Origin of the sequence: [Ruminococcus] torques ATCC 27756 (assembly GCF_000153925.1) — a bacterium.
In the GTDB taxonomy this organism is placed as follows: domain Bacteria; phylum Bacillota; class Clostridia; order Lachnospirales; family Lachnospiraceae; genus Mediterraneibacter; species Mediterraneibacter torques.
Genome location: NZ_DS264376.1, coordinates 80521 through 97924, shown reverse-complemented (window position 1 = coordinate 97924; position 17404 = coordinate 80521). Strand labels below are relative to the sequence as shown.

18 protein-coding genes are annotated in these 17404 nt (G+C 44.3%); 1 reads left to right on the top strand and 17 read right to left on the bottom strand.

From position 1 onward, the window contains the following. Positions 1 to 135: 135 nt before the first annotated feature. The 8 genes from RUMTOR_RS11485 to mtaB all read right to left on the bottom strand — a co-directional run bounded on the left by RUMTOR_RS11485 (position 136) and on the right by mtaB (position 6934). The gene (locus RUMTOR_RS11485; protein ID WP_009243253.1) at positions 136 to 1371 is read right to left on the bottom strand and encodes a peptidase U32 family protein; all 1236 of its coding nucleotides are present in this window, start codon (positions 1369 to 1371) and stop codon (positions 136 to 138) included. Positions 1372 to 1433: 62 nt separating this feature from the next. Further along, positions 1434 to 2099, bottom strand: coding sequence for an O-methyltransferase (locus RUMTOR_RS11480; RefSeq protein ID WP_004848095.1), 666 nt, complete (start codon positions 2097 to 2099; stop codon positions 1434 to 1436). Between the two features lie 3 nt (positions 2100 to 2102). After that, positions 2103 to 3773, bottom strand: a complete 1671-nt coding sequence (locus RUMTOR_RS11475) for a ribonuclease J (RefSeq protein WP_009243254.1) — start codon at positions 3771 to 3773, stop codon at positions 2103 to 2105. Between the two features lie 16 nt (positions 3774 to 3789). Beyond that, positions 3790 to 4251 carry a Fur family transcriptional regulator gene (locus tag RUMTOR_RS11470; protein ID WP_004848091.1) on the bottom strand — a complete coding sequence of 154 codons (462 nt, stop codon included), beginning with the start codon at positions 4249 to 4251 and terminating at the stop codon, positions 3790 to 3792. 147 nt (positions 4252 to 4398) lie between these two features. Next, positions 4399 to 4659 (bottom strand): DUF1292 domain-containing protein, encoded by a 261-nt coding sequence (locus tag RUMTOR_RS11465; protein ID WP_004848089.1) that lies wholly within the window; start codon positions 4657 to 4659, stop codon positions 4399 to 4401. Between the two features lie 157 nt (positions 4660 to 4816). Further along, positions 4817 to 5254 (bottom strand): Holliday junction resolvase RuvX, encoded by a 438-nt coding sequence (gene ruvX / locus RUMTOR_RS11460; protein WP_004848085.1) that lies wholly within the window; start codon positions 5252 to 5254, stop codon positions 4817 to 4819. 6 nt (positions 5255 to 5260) lie between these two features. Then, complete coding sequence (locus tag RUMTOR_RS11455; protein ID WP_004848083.1) at positions 5261 to 5524, bottom strand: IreB family regulatory phosphoprotein; 264 nt, start codon at positions 5522 to 5524, stop codon at positions 5261 to 5263. 114 nt (positions 5525 to 5638) lie between these two features. Further along, the gene (gene mtaB / locus RUMTOR_RS11450; protein WP_009243255.1) at positions 5639 to 6934 is read right to left on the bottom strand and encodes a tRNA (N(6)-L-threonylcarbamoyladenosine(37)-C(2))-methylthiotransferase MtaB; all 1296 of its coding nucleotides are present in this window, start codon (positions 6932 to 6934) and stop codon (positions 5639 to 5641) included. Positions 6935 to 7053: 119 nt separating this feature from the next. Here mtaB and RUMTOR_RS11445 point away from each other — a divergent pair, with 119 nt between their 5' ends. Beyond that, positions 7054 to 7287, top strand: coding sequence for an HPr family phosphocarrier protein (locus RUMTOR_RS11445; RefSeq protein WP_004848079.1), 234 nt, complete (start codon positions 7054 to 7056; stop codon positions 7285 to 7287). A gap of 158 nt (positions 7288 to 7445) precedes the next feature. Here RUMTOR_RS11445 and thiI read toward each other — a convergent pair whose 3' ends face one another. From thiI to RUMTOR_RS11400, 9 genes are all read right to left on the bottom strand, one after another. Then, positions 7446 to 8630, bottom strand: coding sequence for a tRNA uracil 4-sulfurtransferase ThiI (gene thiI / locus RUMTOR_RS11440; protein WP_009243256.1), 1185 nt, complete (start codon positions 8628 to 8630; stop codon positions 7446 to 7448). A 42-nt stretch (positions 8631 to 8672) separates the two neighbouring features. Then, complete coding sequence (locus RUMTOR_RS11435; protein ID WP_004848074.1) at positions 8673 to 9830, bottom strand: cysteine desulfurase family protein; 1158 nt, start codon at positions 9828 to 9830, stop codon at positions 8673 to 8675. A 34-nt stretch (positions 9831 to 9864) separates the two neighbouring features. Next, the gene (locus tag RUMTOR_RS11430) at positions 9865 to 10632 is read right to left on the bottom strand and encodes a 16S rRNA (uracil(1498)-N(3))-methyltransferase (protein ID WP_004848072.1); all 768 of its coding nucleotides are present in this window, start codon (positions 10630 to 10632) and stop codon (positions 9865 to 9867) included. Positions 10633 to 10651: 19 nt separating this feature from the next. After that, positions 10652 to 11605 (bottom strand): 50S ribosomal protein L11 methyltransferase, encoded by a 954-nt coding sequence (gene prmA / locus RUMTOR_RS11425; protein WP_004848070.1) that lies wholly within the window; start codon positions 11603 to 11605, stop codon positions 10652 to 10654. 3 nt (positions 11606 to 11608) lie between these two features. Beyond that, entirely contained in the window at positions 11609 to 12628 is a 1020-nt protein-coding gene (locus RUMTOR_RS11420) for a glycoside hydrolase family 25 protein (protein ID WP_009243258.1), read from the bottom strand. 78 nt (positions 12629 to 12706) lie between these two features. Further along, entirely contained in the window at positions 12707 to 13171 is a 465-nt protein-coding gene (locus RUMTOR_RS11415; RefSeq protein ID WP_004848067.1) for an MOSC domain-containing protein, read from the bottom strand. 80 nt (positions 13172 to 13251) lie between these two features. After that, on the bottom strand, positions 13252 to 14223 hold the full coding sequence (gene moaA / locus RUMTOR_RS11410; protein WP_044998277.1) for a GTP 3',8-cyclase MoaA: 972 nt from the start codon (positions 14221 to 14223) through the stop codon (positions 13252 to 13254). After that, positions 14220 to 15296 carry a bifunctional molybdenum cofactor biosynthesis protein MoaC/MoaB gene (gene moaCB, locus RUMTOR_RS11405; RefSeq protein WP_009243260.1) on the bottom strand — a complete coding sequence of 359 codons (1077 nt, stop codon included), beginning with the start codon at positions 15294 to 15296 and terminating at the stop codon, positions 14220 to 14222. Before moaCB ends, moaA begins: the two co-directional genes overlap by 4 nt. A 156-nt stretch (positions 15297 to 15452) precedes the next feature. Continuing rightward, the gene (locus RUMTOR_RS11400; protein ID WP_004848060.1) at positions 15453 to 17390 is read right to left on the bottom strand and encodes an oxidoreductase; all 1938 of its coding nucleotides are present in this window, start codon (positions 17388 to 17390) and stop codon (positions 15453 to 15455) included. Between the last annotated feature and the right edge of the window lie 14 nt (positions 17391 to 17404).

Genomic DNA, 17404 nt, shown 5'->3' with positions numbered 1-17404 from the left:
CCTTTTCTATCAATCATTTTGTCATTTCACCGTCTTTTTGAACAGTTTCGCTCTCTTATTTCCTCCATTACAAAACGGCATAGCCAAAGATACGATAAACGCCTTTGTCTATGCCGTTTCTATTTATATTTTCTTCTATTTTGATTCCTCTTCTTTTCTTCGCAAAATATCATATACGTCCGGGATTTCACTTAGTTCAACATAGAGCAGCTGTTTCGAGTGGGGCGCACTTTCCTGCTCTTTTCCCTCTTCATTCAGGATGCGCAGCACTTCCGCTTCTATGTTTCTGCCGTCCGGCTTCATAATTTCAATCGTTTCCCCGACAGAAAATTTGTTTCTCTGCTCTATCCTGCACAATCCGTCTTTGATCTCCCCGACAATGCCAAGATAAGTATACTCTTTATTGTATGTGTTGCTGTCATAGATCTGTGTCGTCTCATCCGGTTTCCCAAAGAAAAATCCGGTCGTAAACTGGCGGTAAGTACAATTTGAGATCTGTTCTTTATACCAGGGCATGTTCTGTTCATATAACTTCGGATCTTTCTTATAGTCATCGATTGCTTTTCGGTACGTCCTTGCCACTGTCGCCACATACAGAGCGGTTTTCATTCTGCCTTCGATTTTCAGACTGTCGATCCCCGCATCGATCAGCTCCGGTATATGTTCGATCATACACAGGTCTTTTGAGTTAAAAATGTAAGTTCCTCTTTCATTTTCATAAACAGGAAGGTACTCTCCCGGTCTTTTTTCTTCCACGACCGCATATTTCCAGCGGCACGGATGAGTACATGCTCCTCTGTTCGCATCTCTTCCCGTAAAATAATTACTCAAAAGACATCTTCCCGAATAAGAGATACACATCGCCCCGTGAATAAACGTCTCGATTTCCAAATCTTCCGGAATATTTGCCCGAAGTTCTTTTAGCTCTTCCATCGACAGCTCTCTGGCAGATACGACTCGACTCGCCCCCTGTTTATACCAGAAATTATAGGTTGCATAATTTGTATTATTTGCCTGAGTGCTTATATGCCTTTCTATCTCGGGGCATATCTCTTTGGCAATCTCAAATACTCCCGGATCTGCAATGATCAGTGCATCCGGTTTGATTTCCTTTAACTCTTCAAAATACTCACGCACCCCGGCAAGGTCATCGTTGTGCGCCAGAATATTAGCGGTCACATATACTTTCACACCATGCTCATGGGCAAATTGAATTCCTTTTCGCATCTCTTCCGTTGAAAAATTCTTCGCTTTTGCTCTAAGACCGAAAGCTTCTCCTCCGATATAGACCGCATCAGCTCCGAAAATAACTGCCGTTTTCAACACTTCCAGACTGCTCGCCGGAATTAATAACTCAGGATGTCTGCTCATCTTTCTCTTCATTCTCCTACTTCTTCTTTTTCTGTTTTTATGGCGGCTTATAATTTTGCGCTTTACTGCGCAATGTCCGTTCCGACTTCCTTTTTCACACTCAGCGCCACCCCGTCTCCTAAAGGAATGATCGATGTTACAAGCGCATCGTTATGTTTTAATTCGTACAGATATTCCCGCATCCGCGCATGAATCGTACGATCCCGCCGTTCTACCGCGAAACGTGACTCGATCACATCACCGTCCTGCATCACATTATCCGAGACAAGGATACCGCCCTTTGCAAGCAGACGCAGTATCTCCGGCAGATAATGAATGTACTGACCTTTCGCCGCATCCATAAAAATAAAATCATACGGTCCTTCCAATGTTTTCAGCACATCCATCGCATCGCCTTCCAGCAAAGTGATTTTCTTCTCTTTTCCTGCACGGACAAAATTTTGTCTTGCGATCGGTATTCTCTTCTCATAATTTTCAATCGTTGTGATCGCACATTCTTCCGGTACATATTCACTCATCAATAACGCAGAGAAACCTACGGCAGTTCCGACTTCCAGAACGCGCATAGGTTTTTTTACCATAAGGAGCACCTTTAAGAAGCTCTGCATCTCACGGCGTATTATAGGCACGTTATCAGCCAGAGCCTCTCTCTCGATGTCCTCTAATATTTCACTGTTTTTCGTATCCAGCGAATTGATGAATGTAATAATACGTTCATCTACTATCATAATTTACACATCCACATCCATGATGATCGGAATCACCATCGGTTTTCTCTTTGTCTTTTTCCAAATATAGTCGTTCATGGAATCGCGGATCACAAGTTTGATCTTATTCCAGTCTGTATGACGTCCCGAGAGACACTTATCCACCGCCTCGGATACCGCTCTTCTCGCATCATCCATCAGTTCTTCTGATTCTCTTACATAAACGAAGCCTCGCGATACGATATCCGGACCTGCAAGCAGGCGGTTCGTTCTTCTCTCAAGCGTAAGCACAACAATGATAATACCGTCCTCTGCCAAATGCTGTCTGTCCCGAAGCACGATGTTTCCTACGTCTCCTACCCCGAGTCCGTCTACAAGAATCGCTCCCGTGTGTACTTTATCTACTACTTCCGCACTGTCATCGCACAGTTCCAGCACATCTCCGGACTGAATGATAAATACATTTTCCTTCGGAATTCCAAGTGATTTTGCCACTTCCGCATTTGCTTTCAAATGACGGTATTCTCCGTGGACCGGAATGGCATATTTCGGCTTCACAAGAGAATAGATCAATTTCAGTTCTTCCTGACAGGCATGTCCCGATACATGGGCATCCTGGAAAATAACTTCCGCCCCTTTGGAAGAAAGTTCGTTGATCACACGGGAAACAGACTTCTCATTTCCCGGAATCGGATTAGAACTGAAGATAATCGTATCGTTTGGCTGTATCGTCACTTTTCTGTGCACGTCCGCCGCCATTCTCGACAGAGCCGCCATAGACTCTCCCTGACTTCCGGTTGTGATAAGAACCATTTTCTCCGGCGGATAATTCTTCATCTGATCGATCTCGATCAATGTGTTTTCCGGCACATCCAAATATCCCAATTCTGACGCTGTCGCAATGATATTCACCATGCTGCGCCCTTCCACAACTACTTTTCTTCCATACTTATATGCCGAATTGATAATCTGCTGCACACGATCCACGTTAGAAGCAAACGTAGCGATGATCAGCCTTGTATTCTGATGTTCCGCAAAAATATGATCAAACGTAATACCGACCGTCTTTTCCGACTGGGTAAATCCTCGCCGCTCCGCATTCGTACTGTCTGACATCAGAGCAAGCACACCCTTTTTTCCGATCTCCGCAAACCGCTGTAGATCGATCGCATCTCCGAACACCGGCGTATAATCGACTTTAAAATCTCCTGTATGGATTACGACACCGGCAGGCGAATAGATCGCAAGGGCAGACGCATCCTGAATACTGTGGTTCGTTTTAATAAATTCAATCCTGAATTTTCCAAGATTGATCGACTGTCCGTGGCGGACAACTTTTCGCTTCGTCGTCCGAAGAAGATTATGCTCCTTTAGTTTGTTTTCAATAATGCCCATCGTAAGTTTCGTCGTATAGATCGGCAGATTGATCTCTTTGAGCACATACGGAAGCGCGCCGATGTGATCCTCGTGACCATGTGTGATAACAAACCCTTTCACTTTCGATGCATTGTCTTTCAAGTATGTTACATCAGGGATCACAAGATCGATCCCAAGCATATCATCCTCCGGGAATGCCAGACCGCAGTCCACGACAACAATACTGTCTTCATACTCAAAGGCAGTAATATTCATACCGATCTGCTCTAATCCTCCAAGCGGTATGATACGCAATTTTCCGTTATTCTGTTTTTTCAAAAAATAAACACCTCCACTATTTCCCCTTTTTCATGCATTCTCTGCATATTCCGTAAAACTTTACTTCATGATCAAGAACATGAAATCCAATCGTACGTTCAATGTGACGTTCCGCTTCTTCCAGAAGGTCATCATCGAAAGGAATGATTTTATTGCAAGTTCTGCATATAAGATGATGGTGGTTATGTTTCGATCCGCCGTCCAGCAGATGTCCGATCTCGTAACGCACACATCCCTCATCCAAATTAATCTTGTCTATGAGCTGCATATCCCATAAAAGCTGGATCGTACGGTACACAGTTGCAAGTCCGATTTCCGGATGCTCCTGCGTCACCAGCTCATAAATATCTTCCGCAGTCAAATGCCTGCCTTTATTCTGCTCCAAGACAGAAAGGATCAAAATTCTCTGATTCGTAACTTTCAACCCTTTTTCTCTTAATTTTTCTTTGAGCAGTTCTTCTGTCCTGTTCTTTTTCATTCTATCCTCACCCGAAACATCCAAAAGACATTTTTCACTGCGATTTCACGCATTTTGCCATACTGTCATATCTTATATATCACTGTCCGATTTCCCGTGGAAACTCTCAGAAGTTCCCATAGCATACAATGTAATTTTCTTCTTAGATCAGAGTTCAATACTGACATCTTCAAGAAGTTCCTCAAACACCTTGGAGACCGCCTGTAACTCTTTCTCATTTTCAACGATCTCATAAACGCTCTCGCCTGATTCTTCATCACGAACGTCTTTTAATATCAGACATTCCGCATCGTCATCCTCCGACTCCGCAACAAGAATATACGCGCTCCCGTTGATCTTTGTTTCTTCAAGTATAAAAAATTCGTCCTCACCGTTTCCATCCGCAAATGCAAACTTTACTTTTTCCATATCCGAACCCCTTACATCTTTTATTTTTCTATCCTGATATCCTGCACAAAATCACCGAAAGCGCCAAAAGACACATCCCGGGATTGTAAGCAGCCGCCAAGGTCTTAGCATATCCCGAACTTTGGCTCATTGCCTATACAAAAATGACAGACTTCATTCATTCTGCCTGTTTTTTCATATGCATCAGATCAAGATAACCCTGCAAAATAAACACTGCGGCGATCTGATCTATATGTTTCTTTCTGTTTTCACGGCGCACGTTGCTCTCGATCAGAGTACGTTCTGCCTCTACGGTCGTCAGTCTCTCATCCCACAAAATGACCTCTAACCCGGTTCTGCGTTTGAGCATCTCTCCGAATTCCATAGACTGCTGCGCACGCTCTCCGATATCGTTATTCATATGTTTCGGAAAGCCGAGGACGATCTTCTCCACATCATACTTTTTGATCAGTTCCTCTATCCTCGCGCAAGTCCGCCGAAGTTTATTTTCTTCTTTTCTCTCGATCGTCTCCACTGCCTGAGCCGTAAGACGAAGAGCGTCGCTGATCGCAACGCCTACCGTTTTCGACCCATAATCAAGTCCCATAATTCTCATATCTGATTATTCCCACGAATGATGTTCGATATACGCTTTTAACAGCTCCTCGACCAACTCATCTCTCTCTACTTTCATGATCAGGCTTCTCGCTCCGTTAAAACTTGTAACATATGTCGGATCTCCCGACATGATATATCCGACGATCTGATTCACCGGATTATATCCCTTTTCTTTCAGCGCCTTAAACACGATCTCCAAAATGTCTCCGGCCGAAATCTGCGGTCCCGGTTCTACCTGAAAGAATTGTGTATTGCTGAGATCACTCATCTTGCTGTTCCTCCTTACCTTCTGTCTTTTTGTATAAGAATTCTATTCCTCATTTTTCATTTTCGGAAACTCCGAAATCACTACCTACAATTCTAATATACTCCCATTCAAAATTCAACGTATAATTTGTGAATGATTTTCAATTCTCACTTTTACGATACAATTAGAAATATTTTTTTCGGTTTCTAGTGCAATTTTCATATACTCTTTTGTATGTCCTGTCATAACAGCCTTTCCCTCGATCTGCGCGCGTTCTTCAAAAAGAACTTCCACTTCTTTTCCGATAAAGCTGTCCTCGTATGCCTTTTTCTTCCGTTCGCCGAGGGCGATCATACGGGCGCTTCTTTCCCCTTTGATCTTCTCATCAATCTGGCCGTCCATCACTGCCGCTTTTGTCCCTTCTCTCTTCGAGTATTTGAAAATATGCGTTTCATAAAAATCAACCCGGTCGACAAACGCATAGGAAGCTTCAAACTCTTCCTCTGTCTCCCCCGGAAATCCGACGATCACATCTGTCGTAAGAGCCGGATGATCAAAATATTTTCTCAATATCTGACACCTGTCATAATATTCTCCGCTTGTATACTTTCTGTTCATCCGCTTCAGCGTCGCGTCACATCCGCTTTGAAGAGAAAGATGAAAATGCGGACACACTTTCGGCATCTCGGAAAGCTCTTTTGCAAACTCTTCCGTAATAATCCCCGGCTCAAGAGAACCGAGACGGATCCGTTCGATCCCTTCGACTTTGTGTACTTCTTTTATAAGGTCAAGCAGATGTCTCTGCCCGTCAAAATCGATACCGTAAGAACTCAGATGGATTCCCGTAAGAACAACTTCTTTATATCCGTTTCCGGCAAGATCTCTCACTTCTTCCAGCACGTCCTTTGTCTGCCTGCTCCGCACTCTGCCCCTCGCATAAGGGATGATACAATACGTACAAAATTGATTACATCCGTCCTGCACTTTAATATACGCTCTCGTATGATCTCCCGGTTTTGTCAAATGCAGTTCTTCATACTCTTTCGTACGGTTGATATCTTCCATCGCATATTCTGTATGACCGCTTTTTTCCATTTCATATTGTTTCAATAATTCCGGCAGATCTTTTTTATGATTATTTCCGATCACAATATCAATACACGGATCGATCTCCTTACCCTCCTGCGCCTGTACATAACACCCCGCCGCCACAACGACCGCGTCCGGGTTTAATTTTCTTGCTCGGTGCAGCATCTGCCGAGATTTCCTGTCTGCTATATTTGTCACCGTGCATGTATTGATAATATAAACATCCGCCCCTTCTTTAAAGGGAACGATCTCATAACCTGCCTGTTCAAGCATTTCCTGCATTGCTTCCGTCTCATATGCGTTTACTTTACATCCAAGATTATGAAGTGCCGCTTTTTTCATAAGTTTACCTCTTTTTCCTATTCTTTCTATCATTGTTCCTTGACTTTTAGTTCCCTATCCCGTAGAATATTCATAGGGTTTTGACCCTATTTTATCACATATTTCAAGGAGGTAGCAAAATGAAAACTGTACAGATTTCATTAAATTCAATCGACAAAGTAAAATCTTTCGTAAATGAGATCACAAAATACGACAACGACTTCGATTTAGTATCTGGAAGATACGTTATAGACGCCAAATCCATTATGGGAATTTTCAGTCTTGATCTCTCCAAACCGATTGATCTTAACATTCACGCAGACGGCGACGTTGATGCAATCCTCGCTGCACTTGACCCGTATATCATCAAATAATAACAGTCAAACATATTTATGCGTAAATGCACAATGCAAAAAGCTGTCTCTTTTGAGACAGCTTTTTTGTAATGGCGACGAGCCAAAGCCCGGGATATACCAAAACTTCGGCAGCCGCTTACAATCCCTGAACATGCCTTTTGGCACTTTCGGTGATTCTATGCCCCTACGGTGATCACTTCTGCAGTTTCAAGCGCCGTCTTCATCAGATCATCGATACAATCTGCCAGATTGATCTCCGACTTTTCGATTCTTTCTACATTCGGCTTTGTCACCGGATGCTTTGCCACGAAAATCGTGCAGCAGTCTTCAAACGGCTGGATTGAAACTTCGTATGTGTCGATCTTTTCAGATATTTCCACAATCTCTTTCTTATCAAATCCGATAAGCGGACGGTATACCGGCAGTGTGCAGACAGCGTTTGTCGCCGCAAGACTCTGCATCGTCTGACTCGCCACCTGTCCGATGCTCTCTCCCGTAACAAGACCGAGACAGCCGTTTTTCTTCGCAAAATGTTCTGCGATCCGCATCATATACCGACGCATGATGATCGTCAGCTCATCGTGCGGACATTTTTCATAAATGGCAAGCTGAATATCGGTAAAATTAACAATGTGAAGCTTGATCGGACCTGAATAAGCAGATACGAGTCTTGCAAGATCTATCACTTTTTCTTTCGCTCTCTCACTTGTATACGGCGGTGCGTGAAAATAAACCGCCTCCAGCTCAACGCCGCGTTTCGCAACCATATAACCGGCTACCGGACTGTCGATCCCTCCCGACAGCAGAAGCATCGCACTGCCGTTTGTTCCGACAGGCATTCCTCCCGGACCCGGAATGATCTCGGAATAAATATAAACTTCTTCTCTTATCTCTACATTCAGACGTACTTCCGGATCGTGCACATCAACTTTCATCTCAGGATATGCATCAAGAACCGCCTCGCCAAGCGCACAGTTTAATTCCATCGAATTCATCGGATAGCGTTTATTCGCGCGTCGCGCTTCTACTTTAAACGTCTTGTCTGCCTGAGGATACATCTCGCCTACATAAGCAGTCACGTCTTTTTTCAATCCTTCCGGATCTTTCACTTCTTTGCGGACAACCGGACAGATCCCTACAATGCCGAATACTTTTTTGAGACTTTCAACCGTCTCCTCATAATCATATTCACCCTCGCAGTCCACATAGACTCTTCCGTGACATTTATGAACAAGGAATTCTCCGTCTACGCTCTGAAGAGCATACCTGATCTGACGCACAAGCGCATCTTCAAATATATAACGATTCTTTCCCTTGATCCCTATTTCTCCATATTTAATCAAAAATGAATGAAACTCCATCTTCTTCTCCTTCTTTGCGCCATATCTTTCTGTCATGTGAAATCAGCGCCGTGTATATTTCCGAAGCATCGGAATACAATTATATAGTGTTTCCAACGTATAGTCAATTTCTTCTTTTGTCGTAAACTCCGACAAACTGAACCGCAGCGTCGAATCAAGATATTCTCTCGGCGTTCCTATCGCCTGAAGAACACCGCTTATCGCCGGATGATTAGATGCACATGCCGAGCCTGCCGACACACAGATTCCACGATCTTCCAGCGTATGGAGCAGGACTTCGCTCCTCACTCCGGCAAATCCCGCGCTGACAATGTGCGGAGCGCTTCCTTCATCTGTAAGTCCATGCACTTTCACATTGCCAATCTGTGAAATACAGTCTATAAAATGCGTTTTCAGTTCCCGCATATGCTCCGTTTTCAGCTCAAGATCCTGATAGATCATTTTTGACGCCAATGCCAATCCTGCGATTCCAGGTACGTTTTCCGTTCCTGAGCGCATATCTTTTTGCTGACCGCCTCCGAAAATGATCGGTTTTATCTTCACACGGCTGTCCACATAAAGAAATCCCGCCCCTTTCGGTCCGTGAATCTTATGTCCGCTGGCCGAAAGCATATCGACTCCAAGTCTTTTCGGATAGATCTTATACTTTCCGAATCCTTGAACCGCATCCGTATGAAATAAGATTGACTGTTTATACTGCTTCACGATCCGGGCTGCCTCAGCAACGGGCTGTACCGTTCCGATCTCGTTATTGACATACATGACCGATACAAGGATCGTCTCCGGACAAAGCGCTTCTTTCAGCGCGTCAAGCCGAATTCTTCCGCATTCGTCAACAGGAAGATACGTGACGCGAAATCCTTCTTCCTCTTCCAGATAATGCATTGTATTCAAAATGGCAGGATGTTCCACACAAGAAGTGATCAGATGATTTCCGTTCCTTCGATTGGCCCGCGCACATCCTATCAGCGCCTGATTATCACTTTCCGTACCTCCGGAGGTGAAAATAATTTCTTTAGCATTTACTTTTAAAAGCTTGGAAATCGTTTCTTTTGCTTCTTTTATATATCTTTCAGCTTCCATTCCCTTCCGATACATTGCCGACGGATTCCCGTAATCCCGACACATGATATGATAGACAAGCTCTCCCACTTCCGGATAACACATCGTTGTAGCTGAATTATCAAGATAAACTTCCATGATTCCTTTCCTTTACTGATTTCTTACTATTAAATTATGACTCTTCTCTTTTCGGTGACACAGCGCGGCTTTCTATATGATACATCAAGATCGAAAGTGTCGTAAGACCCGCAGTCTCTGTCCTTAAAATCCGCTTTCCAAGCGTGACCGGCCGCGCCCCTTTCTCTTTTGCCCTGAGCACTTCCGCTTCTTCAAAACCTCCTTCAGGACCGATAAATATTCCGACCGACTGTCCCGGTTCTATTTGTTCGATCACTCTCACAGTCTCGGCCATACCTTCTTCCAGTTCATACGGGATAAGAACGACGTCAAGACTTTCTGCCTGTTCTAATGCTTCCGTAAAAGAACATACTCCGCAAACTTCCGGAATCACGCCTCTTCCCGACTGCTCTGCCGCTCCTTTTGCGATTAGCTGCCAGCGTTCCTGCTTTTTCACCGCTTTCTTCTCATCTAACTTTACGACCGAACGTTTTGCCGAAAACGGAACGATTTTGTGAGCGCCCAGTTCTACCGACTTTTGTACGATCCATTCCATCTTATCGCCTTTCGGAAGTCCCTGAAACAAAATAATTTCCGATGGAAGTTCCGTCTCGGTATCCAGCTTTCGGAACACATCGAGCACTGCCTGATCTTTCTCATACCGATTCAGGCAGCAAAGATAAGTCGTCCCCTGACCGTCATTGATCCTTACATCTTCTCCCACTTTCATGCGAAGTACATTTTTCATATGGTTGAGATCCGCGCCCCTGATCAAAATTTCACTTTCTGTGATCCATGACGGCTCTGCAAAAAACTGCTGCATTCCTCTTCTCCTTACCGTTTTAATTTTTTCGGGCTGTCACACAGACCCACTCGCCTTGATATGTAATGTCAAGCACTTCCAGACCTGCTTTTTTCACAGCTTCCACAACCGTTTCTTCTTTATCATCGATAATACCGCTTGTAATATAGATTCCGCCCTTTTTTATCTGATTCACGACAACCGGAGTCAGCGCTACAAGAACGTCCGCTAAAATATTGGCCGCAACAATGTCATAACACTCATATCCGACTTTATCCTGTACTTCTTTGTCATCGATAATGTTTCCGATCATCACCTCATAACGGTCTTTTGAGATTCCGTTCACTTCCATATTTTCATGAGTTGCATCGATAGCACAAGGATCTAAGTCTGTTCCGACCGAATATTTTGCACCGAATTTCAACGCAAGCATCCCGAGGATCCCGCTTCCGCACCCTACGTCAAGAATCTTCGTATTCTCCGTTACATATTTGCGGATCTGGCGGATGCAAAGCTGAGTTGTCTCATGCATTCCCGTTCCGAACGCCGTACCCGGATCGATATGGATGATCATTTTATCTTCGTCTTCCGGCTTTACCTCTTCCCATGACGGAATGATCAAAACATCGTCTACATAAAACTGGTGAAAATACTGCTTCCAGTTGTTCACCCAGTCCACATCTTCCGTTTCCGACTCTTCGATCAGACACTCTCCGACGTTTACATAAGCCGACATTTCCTCCAGTTCTTTTCTTACATCCGACAGGATCTTCTCTTTGTCTTCTTCCGGTTCCAAGTAAAAACTCAGATACGCCACGCCGTCATCCGCTTCTGTCTGCGGAAGGATATCTACAAACATCTGCTCCTTGTCCGACTGAGTAAGAGGAATTTTATCCTCGATCTCCACTCCCTGAATTCCGAGATCCATAAGCATACTGCTTACAATATCTTCTGCTTCCGTCGTCGTCTTTAACCGAAATTTATTCCATTTCATTTTTTAATCCTCCTGAAACCATAAATTCAAATCTACATTTCCCGTGATACCGGGAACTGCGCCCGTTTCACTGTACTGCCATATTTTATATTCATACGGACACTGCGGCGTCTCATGATAATCCGCATACCAGAAATCATACTCTGTAAGCTGCTCCATATCAAGCGTAAAAGTCATCCATTTTAAATTTGCGTAAATCATCGGATCGTATCCCGCATGTTCGATCGTATCACAAAACACTTTGCAATAATTCGTAAAATCCTGCCGCGTATTTCCATCTGTTCTCGCGCTGTCCCACTTGATCTCTTCTGTATCAAAAACAACAGGACCCGTAATATTATAATGCTTCAAATGCTCAAGCACAAATTCCGCTTCCTCCACTGCCTCAGCCGGAGAAACTGCCTGTGAAAAAAAATACACGCCTACCTGCAGCCCTGCTTCCAGAGCGTTCTTCACGTTTTGCTCGTACATCGCATCCAATACAAGAGAGCCGCTCTCTCCGTAAGCCCGATACCCGAGACGAACCATAACAAATTCGACGCCGGATTCTTTCACCTGCTTCCAGTCGATCACTTCTCCTTGAAATTCAGATACGTCGATCCCAAGTTTTGCCTTTGCACCTGTTTCCGGGTCCTGATAGCTTTTATAACCTGTCTGCTCATCTGTCTTTAAATCGGAAAAATCGTAAGTACATTTCGGAACATCCGAAAGCAGCGGCGCTTCATAACGGTTCTCTTCCACATCTTGAAAACAGTATCGCTTCTTTTCCCCGTCCTGATTGCCGCCTGCATTTTGTATGAGAGAACCGTTCTTCTGAACAATCCACTCTCCCGAATCGTATGTTTTATCCTCATTTCCTGTTACAGACTGCGAAATCACCTCTTTTTTCGGAGAACAGGCTGCCAGCATAAGAATCGTACAGCTTACAACCGCAATCATCTTTGCCGTTTTTCTCATACTGATTTTTATTTTCAGACTCGTCCTCTCCCCGTTTTCATCTGTCTTCTTTTTGAATCTGTCCATAGATACGCCTCTTTCTTTCCGATTCATCTATATACGCGCTTCTTCACTCCCGCCCCTTCTCATCCTTTAAATGACCGCTTACTTGAAACTTTCCGCTCTCTCTGCGAACATAATATCTCCGATTTTGATCTCTCCGCCTCGGATCACTTTTGCAAAAACACCTTCTCTCGGCATAATGCACTCTCCCATCTTCTGAAAAATAAGACACCCGTGATGACACTCTTTTCCGATCTGCGTCATCTCTAAGATCACATCGCGGCATATAAGCCGTGTTCCGACCGGAAAAGAGCGAAAATCCAAGTTTGTTACTACAAGATTCTCTCCGAAAGCGCCGTCGATCACTTCTGCTCCTTTTGCCCGAAACGCTTCGATCTTATCATGAGAAAGAAGACTCACCTGCCGATGCCATTTTCCGGCATGAGCGTCGCCTTCTATCCCAAAATCTTCTATAAAATGTGCGCTGCCCACATTTTGCTTCTGCGTTCCTTTTTCTCTGCTTACACAGACTGCGAGCACTGTTCCGCTTTCTGCTTTTTCTGACATTTTTCTCACACTCCCCGCTATCTTTGTTTTATCTTCTTTATCTTATTGCTCTGATTTTTTGTTCTGATTTCTTTTTCCTGTCAACCGCCGATCTGAGACATCTTTTTTGTTTCGATTTCTTCGCCTTTTCCAGATCTTCCGAACTCATGACCGTCAGGTTTAAAAAACACCGCTTCTCTCATCTTCTCCTCGATCAAACTGTCATCCGCCCCGTTTCTTAACATTTCCCGAACGTCTGTGCCGTTTCCGTATTGCAGACACGGCTTTAAAAATCCTTCCGAAGTGAGTCTGATCCGATTACATTTATAACAAAATTTATGCGAAAGGGCGCTGATAAATCCGATTCTCCCATCAAAATTATGAAAACGAATATACTCTGCCGGTCCGTTTCCTACTCTTTTTTTATATATTTCATAATCGCCGAATTCGTTGTGAAGCAATTTATATATTTCTTCAGACATTTTTCCGTTGAAATTTTTCCCATTTCCAATAGGCATCATCTCAATGAATCTGACATCTATTTTCCTTTTTTTCGCCAAAAGCGCAAGAGAAATGCAATCTTCTTCACAGAAAGCCACACAATTTACTTTCACTTTCAGATCAGGATATTTTAACGCAGATTCCATGCCTTCCAACGCCTTTTTTATATCACCGCCCCGCGTCATCCGAAAATAACGTCTTTCGTCAAGCGTATCAATGCTTATATTAACAGAAGCAAGCCCGTTTGAAACTAATTCGTTTATTTGTTCTTTTAATAATATCCCGTTTGTTGTCAACGTCACTTCATCTATACCCGGAATACCCTTTAACTTCCCGACAAGATCCGGTATTCCCCGCCGCACAAGCGGCTCTCCGCCTGTCAGCTTGATTTTCGTAATGCCAAGTCTTACCCCAATCCTGCACACTCTTTCAATCTCTTCAAAAGAAAGGATGTCTTCATGCGGAAGAAAGGAAAAGCCCTCTCCCGGCATACAATAAACACACCGCAGATTACACCTGTCTGTTACGGATACCCGCATGTAATCAATCCGCCTGCCGTACTGATCGTTCATCGTCCGCACTCTCCCGCCTGTCCTGTCAATATTTCAAGTCCATGTTCCACTACCGGAAGAACTGCTTCCAGATTTTCTTTTACCGCTTTCGGACTGCCCGGAAGATTCACGATCAACGTATGATTTCGGATCGCGGAAACAGCTCTGCTCAACATTGCCCTCGGCGTCACTTCCGCCGAAGCTGCTCTCATCGCCTCTGCGATCCCCGGAACATTCCGATGTGCAACTGCCATTGTAGCCTCAGGAGTACAATCACGCAAAGAAAACCCTGTACCTCCTGTCGTAAATACGATATCAACCTTTTCATCATCACAAAGTGTACATAGACACTTTTCAATTTCTTTTTGCTCATCCGGGAGAAGTTCCGTTCTCACAACATCGTATCCCTGATCCGCGATCATCTCACAGATCAACGGGCCGCTCTTATCTTCTCGTTCTCCCGCAAATCCTTTATCACTCATCGTAACGACCGCAGCTTTCCATCTGCGCGTCCGTTTCTCTTTTTTGCGGCACACGTTCTCCACATCTTCTGCCTCTGCATTTCCCGCAGATCTGTTTTCTGCCGACAGATTTTCACCGACAAGTCCGGCACACCGGTCAAAATCGTTCCATATATCTCCGCTTTTGCCTCCGGTCTTTTTCAAAAGACGGATATCGGTAATCTCCATCTTCTTATCCAATGCTTTACACATATCGTAAATCGTAAGAAGCGCGGCGCTCACTCCTGTCAAAGCCTCCATCTCAACTCCGGTCTTTCCTGTCACTTTCACTGTACAGGTACAGAAGATCGCACATTCTTTCTCATTCATACGAAAATCCACCTTACAATTCGTAAGCGGCAATATATGACACATAGGAATCAGATCTGAGGTCCGCTTCGCCCCTGCAATACCCGCCGTTGCCGCAACAGCCAAAACGTCGCCTTTACCGACTGTCCCTGCTTTCACAGCCTGAAAAACATCCCGGTTTACAAGAATCTTCCCTTCTGCCACAGCCTCTCGTGCCGTCTCTTTTTTGTCGGTCACATCGACCATGACCGCTTTTCCGTTTTCGTCAAAATGTGTTAATCCCATATAGAGTCCTTTCCGTTCTCTTACATTTTTCCAAATCATTTTTTATTCTACCACAGTTTCATAAATTTTTCGACGACAAGATTGTAAAAAAAGAATGCCCTGTACCGTGTTGCAGTACAAAGCACTCTTTTTGAATCTTCTTTCGTATATTTACATTTATAAAACAGACGCCGCTTCATGAGCGGTATGAACCGCATGATATAATGTTCCTATTTTCGTATTACAGTCTCCGACGAAAACAACTTCTCTCCCCGCATCCGCAAATGCCTGTACTTTCTCTTCATTTGCTTTTACCCCCAGCGAAAGGATGATCTGTTCATATGAAAGTTCTATCGTTTTTTCATTTTTTACAAATACGATGCGGTCGCCCTCAATGTTCATTTTGACACCGCCGATCATCTTGACCTGTTCTGCTTCCAACAGTCCGCGCAGGGCAATTTGATTAAATTTGGCGCCTCCTCTTCCAAAATCACAGACATCGATCATGTCAACCAAAGTAACTTCTTTTCCCGCTTTTGCCAAAGACAGCGCTGCTTCGCATCCGGTAAGTCCTGCGCCTACGATCACAACTTGCTTCTTTGCAGAAACTTTCCCAAGCTCCACATCTCCGACCCATACGACATCCTCTCTGCCTTTCGCAAACTTCGGAATAACAGGCTCTGCTCCGACTGCCACGATCACCGCGTCATAGTCTTTTCCCTTCAGATCTTCCGCCCGAACTTCACTGTTCAAATGAACAGAAACCCTCTCTTGACCGGAAATAGAATGAATCGTCCATTCTACATATTTTTTGATATCTTGCTTGAATTTCGGAGCGCCTGCCATTGTGAGGACTCCGCCTAAATGATCTTCTTTTTCATAAAGATCTACTGTATGCCCTCTTTGCGCCGCCGTTCTCGCCGCCTCGATTCCCGCAGGTCCTCCGCCTATCACGGCAATCCTCTTAGGCAAAGTGTTCCCCAGATTCATATACAATGTTTCCATCCCAAGTTCTGCGTTTACAGAACACCTCACCGGAGCAAGATCATAATGCGTCCGGTTAATACAATAATTGCATCTGACGCATGGTCTTGTATTCTCAGGGCATCCGCTTTTGGCGTTCTTAACCACCATCGGATCTGCCATCAGTCCTCGCGCCATAGAAACCATATCGGCCTTTCCTTCCGCAATATACTGTTCCGCCTGCTCTAATGTAACCGACCCGACTACCGTCACCGGAACAGAAATCTCTTTCCTGATTTTTGCCGCGTCTTCGATGTTGATTCCATGATCGTAATAGATCGGCTGATTCATATAAGGAGCAAGTTTTTGCTCGGAATGCATCCCTCTGGATACATGAAGAAGATCGATATACGGCTCAATCCGTTTTACAAATGCGATAACTTCATCCAGGGAAGGCGAACCCTCGATCATATCATTTGCATTGATCCGATATTCGATAGCCAGACGATCTTTGATCTTCTCACGAACCGCAGCGAGCAGTTCCACCGTAAATCTTGATGCATTTTCAATCGTATCCGCGCCATATTCATCTGTTCTTTCATTGATCCTCTTGTTCAAAAAGCATCCCGGAAGCTGCCCGTGAGCTCCATGGATCACAAGACTGTCAACTCCGCATCTTACCGCGCGCTCTGCCGCCAACGCAAAATCTTCAATATATTCCTTGATCTGTTCTTTCGTCATATAAGTAGGGTCAAGCTCTACCGCCGGCTTATCGCCGTTGTGATCTCTGTCTGCGAAGTTTCCGCCATACATATTAATGGCAAAAAGTTCTATTCCGATCTTGCACTGATACATATGGACAAGATCTGATAAGATCGTCATTTCATTTACGACACTTTCTTCGCTCATTCGCAGCAGATGAGTGACAAATGGAGGGAGATTTCGATTGACGCAGCCACATCCGATATTAATACATGCCGCTCCGCCTTTTACGATATCCCTTACCCATTCAATCAATTCACGGTTTACATGACCGTCCGCCGTCGCAAAGGACGGCCATACAGGAGTGAAAGAAACTCTGTTTTTCAATGTCATGGGGCCGATTTTGATAGGACTTAAAACATGTTCGTAGTTCATTTTCTGTTCATTCATTTTCCGATGTTCCT